This is a genomic window from Microvirga sp. P4_A5 (genome assembly GCF_056402495.1).
On the sequence record NZ_JBFUHH010000039.1, the window covers coordinates 1 to 18,783 of the forward strand.

The 18,783-nt window shown below is 64.4% G+C and carries 16 protein-coding genes; 3 read left to right on the forward strand and 13 right to left on the reverse strand.

Annotated features, from left to right (window positions below; translation table 11 throughout):
- Both AC1DVM_RS12220 and AC1DVM_RS12225 read right to left on the reverse strand, forming a co-directional pair.
- Positions 1–454 (reverse strand): amino acid permease (locus AC1DVM_RS12220; RefSeq protein WP_477254705.1); only part of this gene is annotated, 454 nt, incomplete at its 3' end.
- 61 nt (positions 455–515) lie between these two features.
- Positions 516–1,277, reverse strand: coding sequence for an N-formylglutamate amidohydrolase (locus tag AC1DVM_RS12225; RefSeq protein WP_477254706.1), 762 nt, complete (start codon positions 1,275–1,277; stop codon positions 516–518).
- Between the two features lie 132 nt (positions 1,278–1,409).
- Between AC1DVM_RS12225 and AC1DVM_RS12230 the strand changes: the two genes are divergently transcribed.
- Positions 1,410–2,279 (forward strand): MurR/RpiR family transcriptional regulator, encoded by an 870-nt coding sequence (locus tag AC1DVM_RS12230; protein ID WP_477254707.1) that lies wholly within the window; start codon positions 1,410–1,412, stop codon positions 2,277–2,279.
- Here AC1DVM_RS12230 and AC1DVM_RS12235 read toward each other — a convergent pair.
- The 5 genes from AC1DVM_RS12235 to AC1DVM_RS12255 form a co-directional block, all read right to left on the reverse strand.
- Positions 2,276–3,358 carry an AbrB family transcriptional regulator gene (locus AC1DVM_RS12235; RefSeq protein WP_477254708.1) on the reverse strand — a complete coding sequence of 361 codons (1,083 nt, stop codon included), beginning with the start codon at positions 3,356–3,358 and terminating at the stop codon, positions 2,276–2,278. The two genes, AC1DVM_RS12230 and AC1DVM_RS12235, sit on opposite strands and share 4 nt — an antisense overlap.
- A gap of 83 nt (positions 3,359–3,441) precedes the next feature.
- The gene (locus AC1DVM_RS12240) at positions 3,442–4,644 is read right to left on the reverse strand and encodes a pyridoxal phosphate-dependent aminotransferase (RefSeq protein WP_477254709.1); all 1,203 of its coding nucleotides are present in this window, start codon (positions 4,642–4,644) and stop codon (positions 3,442–3,444) included.
- A gap of 100 nt (positions 4,645–4,744) precedes the next feature.
- Entirely contained in the window at positions 4,745–5,224 is a 480-nt protein-coding gene (gene mscL, locus AC1DVM_RS12245; protein ID WP_477254710.1) for a large conductance mechanosensitive channel protein MscL, read from the reverse strand.
- Positions 5,225–5,236: 12 nt separating this feature from the next.
- The gene (locus AC1DVM_RS12250) at positions 5,237–5,767 is read right to left on the reverse strand and encodes a VOC family protein (protein WP_477254711.1); all 531 of its coding nucleotides are present in this window, start codon (positions 5,765–5,767) and stop codon (positions 5,237–5,239) included.
- 12 nt (positions 5,768–5,779) lie between these two features.
- Positions 5,780–6,211, reverse strand: a complete 432-nt coding sequence (locus AC1DVM_RS12255) for a DoxX family protein (protein WP_477254712.1) — start codon at positions 6,209–6,211, stop codon at positions 5,780–5,782.
- Between the two features lie 95 nt (positions 6,212–6,306).
- Between AC1DVM_RS12255 and AC1DVM_RS12260 the strand changes: the two genes are divergently transcribed.
- Both AC1DVM_RS12260 and AC1DVM_RS12265 read left to right on the forward strand, forming a co-directional pair.
- Positions 6,307–7,221 (forward strand): LysR family transcriptional regulator, encoded by a 915-nt coding sequence (locus AC1DVM_RS12260; RefSeq protein ID WP_477254713.1) that lies wholly within the window; start codon positions 6,307–6,309, stop codon positions 7,219–7,221.
- 88 nt (positions 7,222–7,309) lie between these two features.
- Positions 7,310–10,819 (forward strand): PAS domain-containing hybrid sensor histidine kinase/response regulator, encoded by a 3,510-nt coding sequence (locus AC1DVM_RS12265; protein WP_477254714.1) that lies wholly within the window; start codon positions 7,310–7,312, stop codon positions 10,817–10,819.
- Positions 10,820–10,834: 15 nt separating this feature from the next.
- On the opposite strand, the gene AC1DVM_RS12270 is transcribed toward AC1DVM_RS12265, so the two are convergent.
- The 6 genes from AC1DVM_RS12270 to AC1DVM_RS12295 form a co-directional block, all read right to left on the reverse strand.
- Positions 10,835–11,476, reverse strand: coding sequence for a DsbA family protein (locus AC1DVM_RS12270; protein WP_477254715.1), 642 nt, complete (start codon positions 11,474–11,476; stop codon positions 10,835–10,837).
- 138 nt (positions 11,477–11,614) lie between these two features.
- Positions 11,615–12,124 carry a DinB family protein gene (locus AC1DVM_RS12275; RefSeq protein ID WP_477254716.1) on the reverse strand — a complete coding sequence of 170 codons (510 nt, stop codon included), beginning with the start codon at positions 12,122–12,124 and terminating at the stop codon, positions 11,615–11,617.
- Positions 12,125–12,188: 64 nt separating this feature from the next.
- A complete protein-coding gene (locus AC1DVM_RS12280; protein WP_477254717.1) occupies positions 12,189–14,399 on the reverse strand; it encodes a 3-hydroxyacyl-CoA dehydrogenase NAD-binding domain-containing protein in 2,211 nt (736 codons plus the stop codon).
- Between the two features lie 21 nt (positions 14,400–14,420).
- Positions 14,421–15,629: an acetyl-CoA C-acetyltransferase gene (locus AC1DVM_RS12285; protein WP_477254718.1), complete on the reverse strand. Its 1,209-nt coding sequence runs from the start codon at positions 15,627–15,629 to the stop codon at positions 14,421–14,423.
- Positions 15,630–15,726: 97 nt separating this feature from the next.
- Positions 15,727–17,517, reverse strand: a complete 1,791-nt coding sequence (locus AC1DVM_RS12290) for an acyl-CoA dehydrogenase C-terminal domain-containing protein (protein ID WP_477254719.1) — start codon at positions 17,515–17,517, stop codon at positions 15,727–15,729.
- Positions 17,518–18,105: 588 nt separating this feature from the next.
- Positions 18,106–18,531: a MerR family transcriptional regulator gene (locus AC1DVM_RS12295; protein WP_477254720.1), complete on the reverse strand. Its 426-nt coding sequence runs from the start codon at positions 18,529–18,531 to the stop codon at positions 18,106–18,108.
- Positions 18,532–18,783 lie beyond the last annotated feature (252 nt).

Here is an 18,783-nt window from a genome sequence, read left to right on the forward strand (position 1 = left end):
GATCCGTACCGAAGATGCCCGTGAGATAGGAGCCGATGAAGAACACGATCACGGCGGGCGTGAGCACGAACTCGATGTTTTCCGCGATGCCCGTGACGTAGCCCGCCCAGGGGCCCATCGAAGTGCGCGCGAACGAGTAGGCCCCCCCGGTATGCGGCAGCGCCGGCGACATCTCGGCCAGCGAGAAAGTCAGCCCGAGATACATGATGGCGATGATGATGGTCGCGAAGAACATCGAGCCGAAGCCCTGCGACAATCCGAGATTCCAGCCCGAATAATGGCCGGAGATGACCGCCCCGACGCCGAGCGCCCAGAGCGACCAGACGCGTGCGTAGCGCTTCAGGCGTCGTGCTTCGAAATAGGTTTCGTCTACTGTCGTATAGGTGATGCCCGCGGCGCCTTGCGCGCTTGCGGGCGGGGCGTGAACCCCGGTCTGCGATGATCCAACCGACATGAAAAGTCCTCCACGAGATCGTCTGTTCAAAGCCACGGCGCACCCTGCGCCATGACCGCTGTCACTGCCTCGGCACCCCGTCCCTCAACAGGGGTGCGAGACGATTCGCCCACGATGCCTGTCCGTCTTCTGCGCGGATCAGGTCATTGCGGATTTCGATCATCAGCGGCGCCAATCCGCGCCGCACTGCGTGCCGGTCGAGGGTGTGGAACACCCGGTCGGCCGGCGAATAAGGTTGGTTCATGCCAATCTGAAGCGAGGGGTCGCGCTTCAGCCCCGCTTCGACCGCGCGGGCGAAGCGCTCGTCTTCGTCGAAGATGAGACCGATCTCCCAGGGCCGCGGCACGTCTCGATAGATCGGCGTGAACGAATGTATGGACACGACCGCGTGAAGCTTGCCGGCCGCGCGGCGGCTGTCCGAAAAAGCATCGAGCGCGTCGTGGAAAGCCGCATAAACCTCCTGCGCGCGGTGTGCGCGCTCTGCGGGGTCGAGGTCACGATTGCCCGGGATCGGCGTGCGTTCGCTGAGAATAGGGATGGAATCGGGAGCCGCGATATCCCGGTTTAGATCGAGAACGAGCCGCGACACCGTCGCGTGGACCAGTGGCGCATCGAGTGCGCGCGACAGGTGACGCGCCACGCCGAGCGCTCCCGGATCCCACGCGATGTGGCTTTCGCACTCCGCCGGGCCGAGACCGAGGTCCCCGTAGCGCGCGGGAATCGCCTTGGACGCGTGCTCGCAAATCAACAGAATCGGGGATTGGCCCTCCGGGTTTTCAACCCGAGCGACCGGCTCCCTGGTCTGGCGACTTTGCTCCGCCATGCGATCTTCCCTCGATTGCCCGGGTCAGTAACGCGTCTTGAACGTACGGTACGTAAGTAATTATTTTTCTTATTCTGGAATTTTTGATACAGCTTTTCAGATCCGTCAAGGATGGCTGTGGAAAGAACCGGTATGAGCGAGAGCGTGCGGAACAGGCCTGCCGATGGGTCGAGCCTTGCGGAGCGCATCCGGAACGACATGCAGTCCTTCACGCCCAGTGAAAAGCGGGCCGCTCACGTTCTTCTGAGCCACTATCCGTTTGCAGGGCTGGATACGGTGGCGGAATTCGCCGCCCGCGCCGGCATCTCGTCCCCATCCGTCCTGCGCTTCGTCACCCGCCTCGGGTTCGGCGGCTTTCCGGATTTTCAACGTCACCTGCGGGAGGAGCTGGAGGCGCAATTTTTGTCGCCGCTGGCAAAGGCGGGACCGTCTGAACGCGGCCAGGGCGCCCCTGCCCTTGCGTCATTTGTCGACGCCGTGGTGGGAAACCTTCGCGCGACGGTGGACAACATCGCGCCGGCGGAGTTCGAATCGGTGGTGGCCCTTTTGGGCGACCAGCGCCGGCATTTGCATTTCACGGGCGGCCGCTTCACGGGTGCGCTGGCACGCTATGCCGAGAGTCATTTTCGCATCGTTCGCAGCCATGTGGATCTCATCGATTCCCAGCCGGCCCATTGGCGGGACCGCATGATCGAGATCGGCCGCAAAGACGTGGTGGTGGCATTCGATATTCGCCGCTACCAGGAAGACGTGATCGCCCTCTGCGAAACCGCCGCCAGGCAGGGCGCCACCGTGGTGCTGCTCACGGATCCATGGCTCTCCCCCATCGCCCGCGTTGCGAGCCACGTGCTGCCGGCCCATGTGGCGGCGCCGTCGAACTGGGATTCCTCCGCCGGGTTGCTGCTCCTGACCGAAGCCCTGATTGCTGCGGTCACGAAACGCCTCTGGGCCACCGCGAAGCCGCGCATGGAAGCGGTCGAACGATTGCGGGAGAAACCTTAGGACCTGTCAGAGCTTTTCGGCGGGTCGCTCCGCTGCAGCCACGTCACCACGAAGGGGATGAGGAGAGCGATCCCGATAAACCGCACCAGATGGTGAATTCCCACATAGAGGGGATCGAGACCGAGAATTAGCGCCAGCATGGTCATCGCCTCGAGCCCACCGGGCGCGAACGCGATGAGGCTGTCGGCGAAGGTGACGCCCGAGACCGAGGAGGCCAGCACCGCGAAAAACGACGCGATGCTCATACCGATCACAAATGAGGACAAACCCGCCACGAGCGCCGGGCGGATGGCGGCAGGGTCGAGATCGCGGAAACGTTCCGAGATGAAGATCCCGATCAGAACCAATCCCGCCGTCGCAAGGATCGGCGGCATGACGCCGGCGGCCATTTCAGTCGCATGACCGAGCGTGCTGATCAGCACGGCTCCCAGCAGGATCGGCGCCGCGATCCTGAGGCGCTTCAACACGGTTCCGACGGCAAGTCCGATGAGGAGGATAAGACCCATCGAGGTCGCGCTTTCCACCGGCAATCCCTCGCCGATCAGCCCGCCCGAATTCACCCCGCTGCCCGACGCCACGACGGCACTCGGCAGCAGTGCGATCAACGTGAACAGCCGAAGATTTTGAGCGATGGCGATCGGACCGACGGCTGCGTTGCGATCGGCCGCGACCGCCATCACGGTGGACAGGGCCCCCGGAACGGATGCGAGGACCGCGTCGTCCCGGCGCCAACCCGACACGCGCATGAGCCAGAAAGCGGAGCCTGCCGTGATCCCGACCACGCCGATTACGAGGAGGATGAGGCTTGCAGGATAGCGCGAGACGGCGGCGATGGCCTCAGGGGTTACGGCCGCCCCCATGGTTGCGCCGGACAACAGCATCGCCAGATCCGCGAGGGCCTTCGGCATGAGCACCGCCCAGCCGGTCAGACCCCACAGCGTCACCGCGATGGCCGAACCGGACAGCCACGCGGCCGGAATTCCCAGGACGTGGAAAAGCAGCCCGCCCAGAACCGCAACCAGGATTTGGGCAAGGTGCGCCGCGACGAGCTGCGGCGACAAACGGGCCTTGCGGCGCATGGCCGGCGGCGCGTCCGGGAGGGGCTCGATGTCGGCGGGCGCATCCGGCCTGCGCGCCCGCAGCAGCGTATCGTCGAAGTCGTTCAGCGCACGAGTCCCGGGAGGGCGGCGTTGATGCGCGCCACGGCATCCTCGAGAATTTGTGGATTGCGCGCATAGCACAGGCGTAGATAGCCCTCGCCGCTCTCGCCGAACGCGGTGCCGGGGGCGAGCCCCACATTGGCCTCGTCGATCAGGCGGGTGGCAATCTCCTGCGAACTCTTCGCACCTTTGACTTTCAGGAATGCGTAGAAGGCGCCGCTCGGGGGCGGCAGGTCGACCAGTCCCGATTCCGTCAGCCGGTTGACGATCTCGCGACCCTGCCGCGCCCGATCAATCTGATGCGCCACGAAGGCCTCACCTTCGTCGAGGGCCACGACACCGCCCCGCTGCACGAAGACCGGCGTGCCGGAATTCTGATACTGGATCAGGTTCTCGATCACCTGCCCGAGCGCCGGAGAGGCCTCGAGCCATCCAAGGCGCCAGCCGGTCATCGCCCAGTTCTTGGAGAAGGTCTGCACGAAGAGCACGCGGTCTTCTGGGGTCATCACATCGCGGAATGACGGCGTCCGGCCATCGATCGTGAGCGCCGGATCGTATACGAAGCGGCTGTAGATCTCATCGGCGATGATCCAGAGGTCATGGCGGCGTGCCATATCGAGGACCGCGCGAAGGTCCGCGTGGCTTGCCGTCCAGCCCGTGGGATTGGCCGGCGAGTTGATCACGAAGGCGCGGCTGCGGGGCGTGATCGCCTGTTCGAGCCGCTCCATGTCCAGGGACCACCCGGTCGGGCCGAAATTCATCGGTACGCCGACGGCGCGCGCGCCCGACACCGTGATGGCGCCGGCGAAATTGGGCCAGGCGGGCGTCGGGATCAGCACTTCATCGCCGGTGCCCGCCACCATCCGGACGGCGATCTGCGCCGCGGGCATTCCGCCTGAGGTCACGAAGAAGCGTTCGGGATCCGCGGGTTTGCCGTAGACCCGCTCATGGTAGCGGGCGATGGCCTGCCGCAATTCGGGGATGCCGCGCTGATAGGTGTAGAACGTCTCGCCTGCCGCCAGAGAGCGGGCGGCGGCATCGCAGATGAATGACGGGGTCGGCAGGTCGCCCTCGCCGACCCAGAGTGGGATCAGCCCCTCGCGGTTGCGTCCATAATTGAAGACGTCGACGATACCGCTCGTCGGCGCCTGCTCGGCCTCGCGGCGCAGGTGCAGCGGGGACGGGATCGGCATGGTCACATTCATCGGACATTCCTCAAACAGGCCGGCTGGAGCCTGTTTAAGCCAAACCGCGCTGCGATATCCATCAAAAGAATAGCCGCAAATTATCGCGGATCGTGATCGGTCAGGCGGTCCGACCAGTCTTCAGAAGGTCGCGTATCTCGGTGAGAAGTTTCACGTCCGCGGCGATTTCCGCCGGCTTGTCGGCGGTGCCCGTCTTCGCATCTTCCTTCCGCTTCATCCTGTTGATGGCCTTGACGACCAGAAACAACACCCAGGCGATGATCAGGAAGTTGAGGGCGACCGTGAAGAAATTGCCCCAGGCCAGCACCGCGCCCTGGGCCTTTGCCTGTTCGAGGGACGTCGCGGTGACATTCGCCGAGAGCGGGAAGTAGTAGTTTGAGAAATCGAGACCGCCCGTGACCGCGCCGATGATCGGCATGAACACGTCGCTGACGAGCGAGTCGACGATCTTCCCGAACGCGGCCCCGATGATCACGCCGATGGCGAGATCCATAACGTTGCCTCGCATGGCGAATTGTTTGAATTCGTTCAGCACTGTCGAGCCCTTCCCAGCTTTGGCGAAGTTCGTATGCTGAACCATATTCCCGCTGCGTCAAGCTTCGCGGCTTGCCAGCAGATCCTCGAGGTCGAGACGTTTGGTGTACATCTGCAAGGACCCGTCGCCCGCCTTCGGCCAATCCGCCTGCGGTCGGTCCCAGTAGAGTTCGACCCCGTTCTGATCCGGATCACGCAGATAGAGCGCTTCGCTCACTCCATGGTCGCTCGCGCCATCGAGCGGAATTCCGGCCTCGGCCAGGCGGACGACCGCGTCGGCCAGCGCCGCGCGGGTGGGGTAGAGAATGGCCAGATGGTAAAGGCCCGTCGCGCCGGCGGGTGGCGGCGAGCCGCCTTGGCTCTCCCAAGTGTTGAGGCCGATATGGTGATGGTACCCGCCGGCCGAGATGAAGGCCGCCTGAGTGCCGAAGCGCTGCATGAGCGTGAACCCGAGCACACCGCAATAGAAAGCGAGCGCGCGGTCGAGATCGGCCACCTTCAGGTGGACATGGCCGATCGCCACGCCTGGATCGATAGGACGCTGCGCCGGCTGCCCGGCGGAGGTCCTGGAAGCGGGAGTCGAAATCATGTGCCGTCCTCTTTATGCCGAGCGGGCGGAAAGCGGAGCGAGTTTGCCCGATCCGCTGCGGATCGCATAGGCGCCATCGCCGAGCAGCGCCTGCGCCACGAGGGCGACGATCCAGAGCGCCAGATATTCCCAGCCGCCGTTGGGATTGGTGAAAAAGAATCCGGCCGGACCGTGCACGGTCACGAGGGCTCCGAGAAGGATCGGCACGAGGGCAAGCGCGACCCACCGGGTATGGAAACCGACGATCAGGGCAAGTCCGCCGACGAGTTCGGCCAAGATCGTCACATAGGCCAGAGCTGGCGGAAGGCCGAGCGACCCGAAGAACTGGGCAGCGCCCGCAGGGGTAAAGACGAAAACCTTGAGCCCGGCATGGGCCAGGAACAGAACGCCGAGCGTCACTCGAAGGATGAGCGCGGCATAGGGAGCGGAACGGGTATCGATCATGGGAACCTCCTCAATTGTGAAAAGACATGTGATCTCAAACTTTCATTATGATAATCCTCGGATCGGAATATCAGTTCACACCAGGGGAATGAGATATGCTTGACCGCGTGACCGGCATGCAGGTGTTTGTGCGGGTCGCGACGCTCGGGAGTTTCTCGGCGGCCGCGCGGGCGCTCAATCTGTCCCAGACCATGGTCACCAAGCATGTGGCGGCGCTGGAGACCCGCCTCGGGATCAAGCTGCTCCATCGCTCGACCCGCAAGCTGGTGCTGACCGAAGGCGGTCGCAGTTTCCTCGCCGCGAGCGAACGCATTCTGGCGGATATCGAAGAGGCCGAAGCCTCGGCGAGCCTCGAGCGGGTCGAACCGCGGGGCACGCTACGCCTCAACGTCCCGCTGACCTTCGGCTTTCGTCAGATCGCACCGGCCCTGGCCGATCTCGCCCGCCTCTATCCCTCGGTCACGGTCGATCTCGGGCTTGCCGACCGCTACGTCGACCTGATCGACGAGGGGTGGGATCTCGCCATCCGCATCGGGCGGCTGCAGGATTCCAGTCTCGTGGCCCGAAAGCTCGCGCCGTGCCGGATCGTCGTCTGCGGGGCGCAATCCTATCTGGATCGCCACGGGGTTCCGGGCTCGCCGGCCGACCTCAGCGTCCATAACTGCCTCGGCTACACCCTGCCGACCGCGCTCAGCGCGAGCCGGTGGATATTCGGCAAGGACAGCGAGACCGTCATCCCCATCGTGGGGAATCTGCGCGCCAATAACGGCGACGCCTTGCTGGCGGCGGCGCTTGCCGGCCAGGGGCTCATCTATCAGCCGACCTTCCTCGTCGGGGACAATCTACGGGACGGCAGCCTGGTGCGCCTCCTGTCCGAATACCCGGTTCCGGAGCTCGGCATTTACGCTGTCCTGCCGTCCGGCCGGCAGGCGCCCGCGAAGGTGCGGGTCGTGATCGAGTTCCTGGCCGCGCGGTTCGCCCCCCTCCCGGATTGGGACCGCGATCTGTGAGCGCAGGAGGGACCGGGCGGCGCCCCCCGGTGGTATTCTTCACCGCGAACCGATACGCTGAAACCCGGTTTGAGTTGAGGAACACGGCATGGTCGCCGGTTGGGCGGTTTTTCTCTCCGCGCTCGTCTATCTGTGCCTTCTTTTCGCGGTGGCGTATTGGGGCGACAATAGCGGACGGCGGATCATGCAAGGGCCGGCGCGCTCGACGATCGCCGCCTTGTCCCTGGCCGTTTATTGCACCTCCTGGACGTTCTTCGGTTCCGTCGGACTTGCCAGTCGCTCCGGCTTCGACTTCCTGACGATCTATATCGGTCCGATCATCGTCATCGGGCTCGGACATGTGTTGATCACGCGCGTGGTGCGCGTCGCCAAGACCCAGAACATTTCGTCGATCGCCGATTTCGTGGCCGCGCGTTACGGCAAGAGCGAGCGCGTCGCGGCCATTGTCAGCCTGATCGCTCTCATCGGCTCGGTTCCCTATATCGCGCTGCAATTGAAGGCGGTGTCATCTTCGCTCGACGTGTTCCTCAGAGCCGCGACGGGAGTCGCGTCGCCGCGCTTCACGTTCTTCGGCGATCTCGCGCTGATCGTCGCGCTGGTGCTGGCGGGCTTCGCGGTCGCGTTCGGCACGCGCCACACGGATGCGACCGAACACCAGGACGGCCTGATGATGGCCATCTCCGTCGAATCCGTCGTCAAGCTCGTGGCGTTCCTCATTGTCGGGAGCTACGTCACCTTCGTGATGTTCGACGGTTACGACGACATCGTGGCGCAACTCCATGCCCGCGGCGTCAGCACCAGCCTGCTGGAGCGCACATCCGGTTTCGGCAGCTTCCTCACCCTGATTCTCCTGTCGAGTTGCGCCGCCCTTCTGCTGCCGCGCCAGTTTCACATGACGGTGGTCGAAAATCGCGCCATCGAAGACGTCAAGCGTGCCGCCTGGCTGTTCCCGCTTTATCTCGTGCTGATCAACCTCTTCGTGATCCCGATCGCCCTCGGCGGCATGGTGGCGTTTCCGAACGGCACGCTCGACCGGGACATGACGGTGCTGGCGCTTCCGCTTTTCGACGATGCGGGCGTCATTGCCATCATCGCGTTCCTGGGCGGGTTCTCGGCCGCGACCGCCATGGTGATCGTCGATTCCGTCGCGGTCGCGGTGATGATCTCGAACCATCTCGTCATGCCCATCGTGCTACGCCGCCGCGCCTTCGCGGGCGTGGATCTCGGCGGCTTCGTGATCGGCGTCCGCCGGGTCTCCATCGTGGTGGTCATCCTGCTCGCCTACGCCTATTACCGCGCTTCCGGCGAAGCTGCTCTCGCGTCGATCGGCCTGCTCTCATTCGCCGCGATCGCGCAGATCGCTCCGGCCTTTCTGGGGGGTCTGATCTGGTCTCGCGGGACCGCGCTCGGCGCAAGCGTCGGTCTCGTCGTCGGGTTCGTCACCTGGGCCTACACGCTGCTGCTTCCCAGCCTGGTTTGGGACGGCGTGTTCTGGTCCGATGTCGTCGTGACTGGTCCTTTCGGCATTTCAGCCCTCAAACCAACCTCGCTCTTCGCCGTCGATCTTCCCCAGCTCACGCATGGGGTCGTGTGGAGCCTCACTCTCAACATCCTCACCTATATTGTCTTCTCCCTCTGGCGGCCGGTCACCGCCATGGAGCGCATCCAGGCCAACGTCTTCGTGGGCGAAAGCGACGTGTCGGTGGCGCCGAGCTTCCGCCTGTTCCGCCCGAGCGTTACCGTCGACGAGTTGCGCGGCACGGTGGCGCGTTATCTGGGCGATGAACGCACCACGCGTTCGTTCGAAGGTTTCGCCCATAGCCGTGGTCAGATCCTCGATACGCGCGCCGAGGCCGACGTCCATCTTCTGCGCTATGCCGAGCACCTTCTGGCATCGGCCATCGGCACCGCCTCTTCGCGGCTTGCGCTCTCGCTCCTTTTGCGACGGCGCGCCGTCTCCACCAAGGCCGCACTTCGGCTTCTCGACGACGCCTCGGCGGCGATCCAGCACAGCCGCGACCTGCTCCAGCACGCGATCAATTATGCGGAACAGGGCATCACCGTGCTGGATCGGGATCTTCGCCTGCTCGCATGGAACCAGGCTTTCGTCGACCTGTACGAATTGCCGCCGAACCTCGTGCGCGTCGGCGTCGGAATGGACAGCATCATCCATTTCAACGCCAGCCGCGGGTCCTATGGCGAAGGCGAAATCGGCGAGCTCGTGAGCGCCCGCATCCATTCGTTCCTGCACGATCTCGACCCCGTCCGCCTCAAGCTTCATCCCTCCGGCAAGGTGATCGAGATTCGATCCAACCAGCTGCCCGATGGCGGTCTCGTGACGACTTATACGGACGTGACCGACACGGTCGCCAGCGAGGAAGAGAGCCGTCGTGCCAACGAGACGCTGGAGCAGCGGGTTCGTGAACGCACCGAGCAGCTGACCCGGCTCAACGAGGCGCTGCGGAGCGCGAAGGCCGAGGCAGACGACGCGAACATCTCCAAGACGCGATTTCTCGCCGCCGCCAGCCACGACATCCTGCAGCCGCTCAACGCCGCGCGTCTCTATGCGAGTTCGCTCGTGGAGCGCGACAAGGACGCGGGCGATGCGACGCTCGCGGAGAACATCGATGCATCGCTGGATGCCGTCGAGGAAATCCTGACCGCGCTCCTCGATATCTCGCGCCTCGATACCGGCGCCATGAAACCTCAATGGTCGAGTTTTCGCATCGACGAGTTGTTCCGCCAGCTTCAGCGGGAATTCGACCCCATCGCGCGCGAACGCGGCCTCGACATCCGGTTCGTGCCCTCGACGCTGACCGTTCGCTCCGACCGGCGGCTGCTCCGCCGCCTACTCCAGAACCTTGTCTCCAACGCCATCAAGTACACGCCGTCCGGCCGGGTGATCGTCGGCACACGGCGGCGCGGGTCGCATCTCATCCTGGAGGTGTGGGATACGGGCCTCGGCATTCCGCCGTCGAAGCAACGCATCGTCTTTCGCGAATTTCAACGGCTCGATCAGGGCGCGAAGGTCGCCCGCGGCCTGGGTCTCGGCCTCTCGATCGTGGAGCGCATCTGTCGCGTGCTCGGTCACCCGGTGACCTTGCGCTCCGAGTCGGGACACGGCTCGGTGTTCCGCGTGGACGTTCCGGTGGTGGCAGCCCTGCCGGCCTCGGCCTCTCCGCCCGAGCCTCCGAAGCCGCCGGTGACGGTGTTGTCGAACCTGCGCGTCCTCGTGGTCGACAATGAGCCGGCCATTCTCGAGGGCATGCGCCTCCTGTTGTCCGGCTGGGGCTGCGAGGTGTGGATCGCGTCCAACCTCGATGCCGCGCAGGAAAGCATCCGGGCGCACAAGGCTACGCCCGATGTCATCATCGCGGATTATCATCTCGACGAGGGCGACGGGCTCGATCTGATCAGGGTCTTGCGGTGGAAGACCGAGGTGACGACGCCGGCGATCCTCGTCACCGCCGACAGGACGCCGGTGGTCAGGGACGCCGCGGCCGAAATGCAGGTGCATGTGCTCAACAAGCCGGTGAAACCCGCGGCCCTGCGTGCGCTCCTCACGCAATGGCGCGCCACTCGGGTGGCGGCCGAATAAGCGCCGCGATCCCGCTCAGGCGTTTTCCTCCCGGCCCGCGTCCGGCCGGTAGGCCGGCCGGCCCGTTTTCAGGGCATCGTCAAGCAGTTCGAGCCGATCCTGGCCCCAGAACACCTCGCCCTCGAGCACATAGGCGGGGGAGCCGAAAACATCGGCCGCGACGGCGTTTTCGAGATTGATCGCGTAGAAGGCCTCGGCGGTGCTGCCTTGCGCGATCTGGAGAACGGAAGCTGCGTCGAGCCCGGCTTTCTCGGCCAACTCGCCCAGCACCGCCACATCCCCGAGATCGCGCTGCTCTTCCCAGATCGCCGCATAGGCAAGGCGAAGGAAGGCGTCGGGATCGGTTCCGGCGACGGCCATGGCGATGACGCAGCGGTCGGCCGCATTGACGTCGAACGGCCAGTATTTCGGCTGGAGATGAAAGGAGAGCCCGCGCTTTTCACGCCACCGCTGAAGTTCCAGCAGCCGATATCGCTGTCGCGCCGGGTGCCGCTGGGCCAGGGGCAATCCGCCCGTCTCCGCGAAGACACGGCCGAGAAAGACAGGCTTGTAATTGATCTCGAGCCCATGCCGCTGCGCGATTTCCATGAAGGGTGCGTGGCCGATATAGGCCCAGGGGCTCACGAGGGAGAAATAATAATCGATCTTGCGGGGCATGGACGAATTTCGCTTCCCTGGTGCGCCGAGGCAGGCATGGGCGGCAAGTCTGGCCTATCGGAGAGCGTTCTTCAACGCCCGTTCGGGGCGGGACGGCCTGCCCCGGGCCGAGAGTCGGGAACGGCTGGGCTTGCGCGGTCAGGACGCGACCGCGCCGCGCTGGCGCTCGAAGCGAATGAGGTCGAGCGACGGCGCCTCGTATCCAAGCCCTGTGAGCATGCAATGGACCTGCCCGCGATGGTGGGTCTGATGGTTGAAGACATGAAACAGAGCGGGCGCCAGTGGCTCCTCGACCTCTCGCGGATCGGAGATCATGCTGTACCGGAAGAGCTGCTTCATCGCCTCATCGGTAAGCCCATTCGCATAGGCGAGAATGCGCGCATCCTCGGCCTCCCGGGCCGTGCGAAGATCGGCGAGCGTTTCGAACAGGATGGCGTCGAGCCGCGTGGGCGCATCCCCCATCCCGGTGAAGCGCTTCATCCAGATGCGGTCCGTCGCGAGCAGATGATTGAGCGTGCCGTGGATCGACTTGAAGAACGCGCCGCGATCCGCGCGGAATTCGTCATCGCTCAAGGGCAGGACCGCATCGTAGACGCGGCCATTGGCCCAGGCATTGTATTCCGCCATTCGCAAAAGGTGCGATTTCATCCGATGATCTCTTGCAAGCGATGCCGCGTGAGGGCGCGGCATCCGTTGATCCGGCGCGAGCCTGTCACGCCGCTTTTTTTCGGCGCTCCGCCTGTCCATAGAATGTTTCGCCCGACGCTGCCATGTCCAGCACAATCTTCGGCGGCGCGAAACGGTCGCCGTATTTGGCGCGCAGCTTCTCGCAGATATCGACGAAGGCCTTTGCGCCCATGAAGTCGATGTAGGACAGCGCACCGCCGGTATAAGGCGCGAACCCGAAGCCGAGGATCGAGCCCACATCGGCCTCGCGCGGATCGGTGATGACACCCTCCTCGACAGTGCGCGCGGCCTCAAGGGCCTGCGTGACCAGGAGGCGCTGCTTGAGCACCTGCATGTCGAGCATTTCGGCGTCGAGATGTTTCGCCTGCAGATCCTTCAGGCCGGGCCAAAGGCGTTTCGGATCGTTTTCCGGATAATCGTAAAAGCCCTTGCGGTTCTTGCGCCCAAGGCGCCCCTCGCCTTCGACAAGACGGGTGAGCAGGGCTTCCTGCTCGGGCAGGATCGCCGCATCGCCGAGCTGGGCCTTCGTGGCCTTGAGGATCTTGAGGCCGAGATCGACGCCCACCTCGTCGTTCAGCGACAGCGGTCCCACGGGCATTCCAGCTTGCTTCCCGGCGTTCTCGATCATCGCGGGAGGCACGCCCTCGGTCAGCATCAGATGGCCTTCGAGGATGTAGGCCAGCACGCAGCGATTAGCGAAGAAGCCGCGCGAGTCGTTGACCACGATGGGTGTCTTCTTGATGGCGCGCACRTAGTCCAGGGCCGTTGCGAGCGCCTTGTCGCCCGTTTCCTTGCCGAGGATGACCTCGACGAGCATCATCTTCTCGACCGGCGAGAAGAAGTGGATCCCGATGAACTGACCGGGACGCCCGGAATTCTTCGCCAGCCCGGAGATCGGCAGCGTCGAGGTGTTGGATGCGAAGATGCAATCGGGGCGGATCGCCGCCTCGACCTTCTGGATCACCTCCGCCTTGACTTTCGGATCCTCGAACACCGCCTCGATGACGAGATCGCAATCCTTCAGGTCGTTGTAGTCGGCCGACGGGGTGATGCGCGCGAGAAGCGCGTCGCGATCGGCCGTCTTCGCGCGGCCCTTCATGATCTGGTCCGACATGAGTTTGTGCGAGTGCGCCTTGCCCTTCTCGGCCGCCTCCACGTCGCGATCGATGAGCACGACCGGAATCCCCGCATTCGCCGTCACGTATGCGACGCTCGCACCCATGAAGCCTGCGCCGACGATGCCGACCTTGCGCAATTCTGTCGGAGCAATGTCCTTGGGACGGCGCGCGCCCTTGTTCAATTCCTGCATCGAGAGAAACAGCGTGCGGATCATCGCGGCTGCTTCCTTGGAGTGCAGGATCTTGGCAAACCAGCGCGACTCGACCTTCAACGCCAGGTCCATCGGAAGCTGCAATCCCTGGTAGACGGCTTCGAGGATCGCGTAGGCGGCCGGGTAATTGTCCTGCGTCTCGCGCCGGTAGATCGCATTGGCGGCGGGCCAGACCTGCATGCCGGCGGCGGAATAGACCTTGTTCGAGGGCAGCCGGAAATCCTTTTGGTCCCACGGCGCCACCGGCGATCCGCCCTGCTTGATCCAGTCCTTGGCCACCCTGACGATCTCGTCGCGGGGGGCCACCGCGTGGACGAGGCCCATGTTGCGGGCCATGAGCGGGCGGTGCTGCTCGCCCTTGAACAGCATCTGCAACGCATCGCCGGTCGGCATCAGGCGCGCAACGCGCTGCGTCCCGCCGGCGCCCGGGAACAGCCCGACCTTGATCTCGGGCAGGCCGACGCGGGTGGATTCGCTATCGGACACGACACGGTAGTGGCAGGCCAGCGCCAATTCGAAGGATCCCCCGAGGCAGACGCCGTTGACGGCCGCCGCGAACGGCTTTCCGCAGGTCTCGAGACGACGATACAGAAGCGAAAGCTTGCGCGATTCCTCGAAGAAGAAGCTCATGGCCGCTTCTTCGCCCTTCTCCTTCTTGAGGCGTCCGTATTCGGCGCCCAGCCCCTGCAACATGGCGAGATCCGCGCCGCCGGAGAAACTGTCCTTGCCCGACGTGATGACACAGCCCTTGATGGCGTCGTCGGTTGCCACGGTCTCCACGATTTCGGCGAGTTCGGTCATCACCTCCGGCGTGATGACGTTCATCGATCGATCCGGCATGTCCCATGTCACGAGCGCGATGCCGTCGGCGTCGAGATCGAAGCGGAAGTTGGTGTATGTGGTCATGGTCTTTCTCCCCGCCTCGCCTCAGACGCGCTCGATGATGGTCGCCGTGCCCATTCCGGCGGCCACGCACAATGTGATCAGCGCCGTTTTCTTTCCCGTCCGTTCCAGTTCGTCCAGGACCGTGCCGAGCATCACGCCGCCGGTCGCGCCGAGCGGATGGCCCATGGCGATGGCGCCGCCGTTCACATTCACCTTCTCGGGATCGAGCTTCATCGCCTGCATGTAGCGCAGCACCACCGCCGAGAACGCCTCGTTGATCTCGAAGAGATCGATGTCGTCCGTGGTCATTCCGGCCTTGCGCAGCACCAGCTCCGACACCTCGATGGGGCCGGTGAGCATGAGCGCGAGGTCTGAACCCAGAGAGGCGAATGCCCTGATCCTGGCGCGTGGCTTCAACCCCGCCTTTCGTCCACCCGCGTCACTCCCGACAAGCACCGCCGACGCGCCGTCGACGATCCCCGAGGAGTTCCCCGCATGGTGCACGTGGTTGACGAACTCGACGTCCGGATGCGCCGCGATCGCGACCGCATCGAAGCCGCCCATCTCGCCCATCTGCACGAAGGCGGCCTTCAATTGGCCCAGCGACTGCATGTCGGTGGAGGGCCGCATGTGCTCGTCCTTGGCGAGGATCGTCAGGCCGTTGATGTCTTTCACCGGGATGATGGACTTGTCGAAACGGCCCTCCTCCCAGGCCCGTGCGGCGCGCTTCTGCGACTCCACCGCGTAGGCGTCCACATCGGTCCGCGAGAAGCCGTATTTCGTCGCGATGAGGTCCGCCGCAATGCCCTGGGGCAGGAAATAGCCGGAGATCGCAATGCCCGGATCGACCGGCCAGGCGCCGCCGGAAGCTCCCATGCCGACGCGGCTCATCGATTCGACACCGCCCCCGATGGCGATGTCCTTCATGCCGGCCATGACCTGCGCGGCGGCGAGATTGACCGCATCGAGCCCCGAGGCGCAGAACCGGTTGATCTGCACGCCCGGCACCTCCTTGCCGAAGCCCGCCTTCAACACGGCCGCGCGGGCGATATCGCCGCCGGCTTCGCCCACGGGATCGACACAACCGAGCACGACGTCTTCCACCAGTTCCGGGTTGAGATCGTTGCGGCGGYGGATGGCGTCGAGGGTGGTGACGGCCAGATCCACCGAGGTCACTTCATGGAGCGCGCCATCGGCCTTTCCCCGCCCGCGGGGCGTGCGAACCGCGTCAAAGATATAGGCGTCTGGCATCGGGGCCTCCCAGGCATCGTCATGATTGCGAGCATGCGAAGCACGCCCGGCATGGTCTCAGATAGGGCGTTCGATGGCGACTTCCGCCCCGAGCGGTTCAGAATGCCTCCATCGGCATCGCCATCGTGGCATCGGCCCCGGTGGTGATGCAAGCAAGGCGCGTCGCCGTCTCGGGCATCAGGCGCTCCATGTAGAAGCGGCCGGTCAGGAGCTTTGCCTCCATGGCGGCGCTCTCACCGTCGCCGCTGGCTTTCTTGTCGAGGGCCGCCTTCGCCATCCTGGCCCACATATACCCCATGGCGACAAGCCCAAAGAGATGCATGTAGTCGGTGGCCCCCGCACCCGCGTTGTCGGGCTTCGCCATGGCGTTCTGCATGAACCACATAGTGGCCTGCTGGAGGTCGCCGAGGCCTTTTTGCAGCGGTCCGACGAAGGGCTTCATGGCATCGTCGCCGGCATGGAGCTGGCAGAACGAGGCCGCCTCGTTGAAGAACGCCATGACGGCGCGTCCGCCGTCCTTGCCGAGCTTGCGTCCGACGAGGTCCATCGCCTGGATGCCGTTGGCGCCCTCGTAGATCATGGCAATGCGGGCATCGCGGACGAATTGCGACATCCCCCATTCCTCGACATAGCCGTGGCCGCCGAACATCTGCTGGGCCTTCACAGTGTTGTCGAAGCCGAGATCGGTCAGGACGCCTTTCGCGACCGGGGTCATCAGGCCCATATGGTCCTCCGCCGCCTGCCGTTCGGCGGCATCGGTCGAGCGGTGGGCCACATCGCTCTTGAGCGCCGTCCAGACCAGCAGGGCCCGCGCCGCTTCATTGAAGGCTTTGATCGACAGAAGCGTGCGGCGCACATCGGGATGGACGATGATGGGGTCCGCCGGCCTGTCGGGGAATTTCGGGCCGGTGAGCGCCCTGCCCTGCAGCCGGTCCTTCGCGTAGGCCACCGCGTTCTGGTAGGCGACTTCGGATTGCGCGAGACCCTGCACACCGACCGCGAGCCGCGCCTCGTTCATCATCACGAACATGGCGTTGAGACCCCGGTTCTCCTCGCCGATCAACCAACCCTTCGCGCCGTCATAATTCATCACGCAGGTGGCATTGCCGTGGATGCCCATCTTGTGTTCGAGAGATCCGCACGAGACGCCGTTCCGGTCCCCCGGCGCGCCGTCGCGGACGATGAATTTCGGCACCACGAACAGCGAGATCCCCTTCGTGCCTTGCGGCGCGCCTTCGATGCGCGCGAGGACCAGATGGACTATGTTTTCAGTGAAGTCGTGCTCGCCGGACGAGATGAAGATCTTGGTGCCGGTGATCGCATAGGATCCGTCGCCGTTCGGCACCGCCTTGGTCTTGAGCAGGCCGAGATCCGTGCCGCAATGAGGCTCGGTGAGGTTCATGGTGCCGGTCCATGTTCCGGCCACCATCTTGGGCACGTAGGTCTGCTTCACCTCTTCGGAACCGTGCTGCAGAAGCGCCGCGATGGCGCCCTGGGTCAGGCCCGGATACATGGCGAGCGCCAGATTGGCGGAGGACTGGAATTCCTGCAGGATCACGTTGAGCGTGGTCGGCAGACCCTGCCCACCGAAGGCCTCCGGCATCGAGAGCCCCATCCAGCCGCCGGCCACATAGGCGTCATATGCCGCCTTGAACCCCTTCGGGGTCGAGACGGCGCCGTCGGGATGTCGCACGCAACCTTCCCGGTCGCCGGCAAGATTCAGCGGCACGAAGACCTCTTCGCAGAGGCGTGCGCCCTCCGTCAGGATCGCCTCGACGGTATCGGGGGTCGCATCCGCAAAGCCCGGCAGGTTGTTGTGACGCTCGATGGGAAAGACGTCCTTCAGGAGGAACATAACGTCTTCGACCGGGGCCTTGTAGACAGGCATCGAACATCTCCCCCTTGCGCAAACCGACGACAGCAACCCGCTCATTCGCCAATTGATAGTTCATATCTAAACTATCAGTTGGCGAATGGGAAGGGGTCGCAAGGGAGCGAGGAGATGTCGATGACGCGGCGGGGGCCGGGACTGCTGGCTGAAGGGCGCCTCTTCCGTCGCGCGATGGTCACGACCTGAACCAGCTGAAACAGCGGAGCCTTGGCAGGAGCTTGGCCTTCTGCCCGATAGGGTAGAGTGCCGGTGTCGGGGTGCCAGCGGCGATGTCCCCACGCCGCGCGCCTGCCCACCGCGCAGGGCGTCCTCCCCGGAAGGGCATTTCCTATGTGCAGAATTGCGAGCGGGGTCCGGCTGCGGTGAATAGGCAAGCGGCTGCCGGGAGGAGGCTGGCAGCCGCAAAGAGGCGGCCGGCAGCCGGCGGTTGCAGCCGCAGGCAGGCGGCCGCTTGAGGTCGGTCAAACCCGAACCGGCGCATCCTCCTGCGTGATCGGCCCTTACGAAACGGCCGGACGAATGAGCGCCGGGTTATTCAGGAGAGAGTGGACGGAGAGGGCAGTAAGGAAGGAAGGCCGCCGGGTGTCAGGCAGCGACGGCGAGGCTTGCCCGACGGTTGCGCAGTTCCACCAGCGCTTCGTCGATCTCGATCCGCTGCTGTTCGAGATGGCGGATCTGGTCCTCGATCTTGTCGAGCGAGAGGTTGAGGTTCGCGGCGACGCCGTTGGCCATCCGATCCTCGGCCAGCATGGCGCGGATTTCCGTAAGGGTGAATCCGAGTTGCTTGCCTTTGAGGATCACCGAGAGGCGGTCGCGGTCGCGGGCATCGTAGATGCGGGCCGTGCCGTCCCGACGGGGCGATAGCAATCCGCGATCCTCGTAGAATCGCAGCGTCCGCAGGGTCACGCCGAATTCGCGCGCGAGATCGCCGATCGTGAAATAACGATCATTGTCGGATGCGGACATGGCCTCGTTGGCCGTGCCGGCGCTGTTGTGCGATGCAGTCGTCATCAAAGTCCCCATTATGTTTTTTCTCGCACGACCGTCCGCCCGTGCGGCGGCACGCGATTCCCATAATGAAATTGTATAACATAGTAATATCATTTCGCAAGGCCCGGTTGCAACCCCTTACGCAGGGATCGTCCGGCCGTTCCCTTCGGGATACCGAAAAGGAATGACGAACATGCGGCTTCTGTCCTAAGGCCCGCCGCCTTAACGGCTTTTTTACCACGCCCGGCGGAAGGTAAGCCGTCGGCTCGCTGA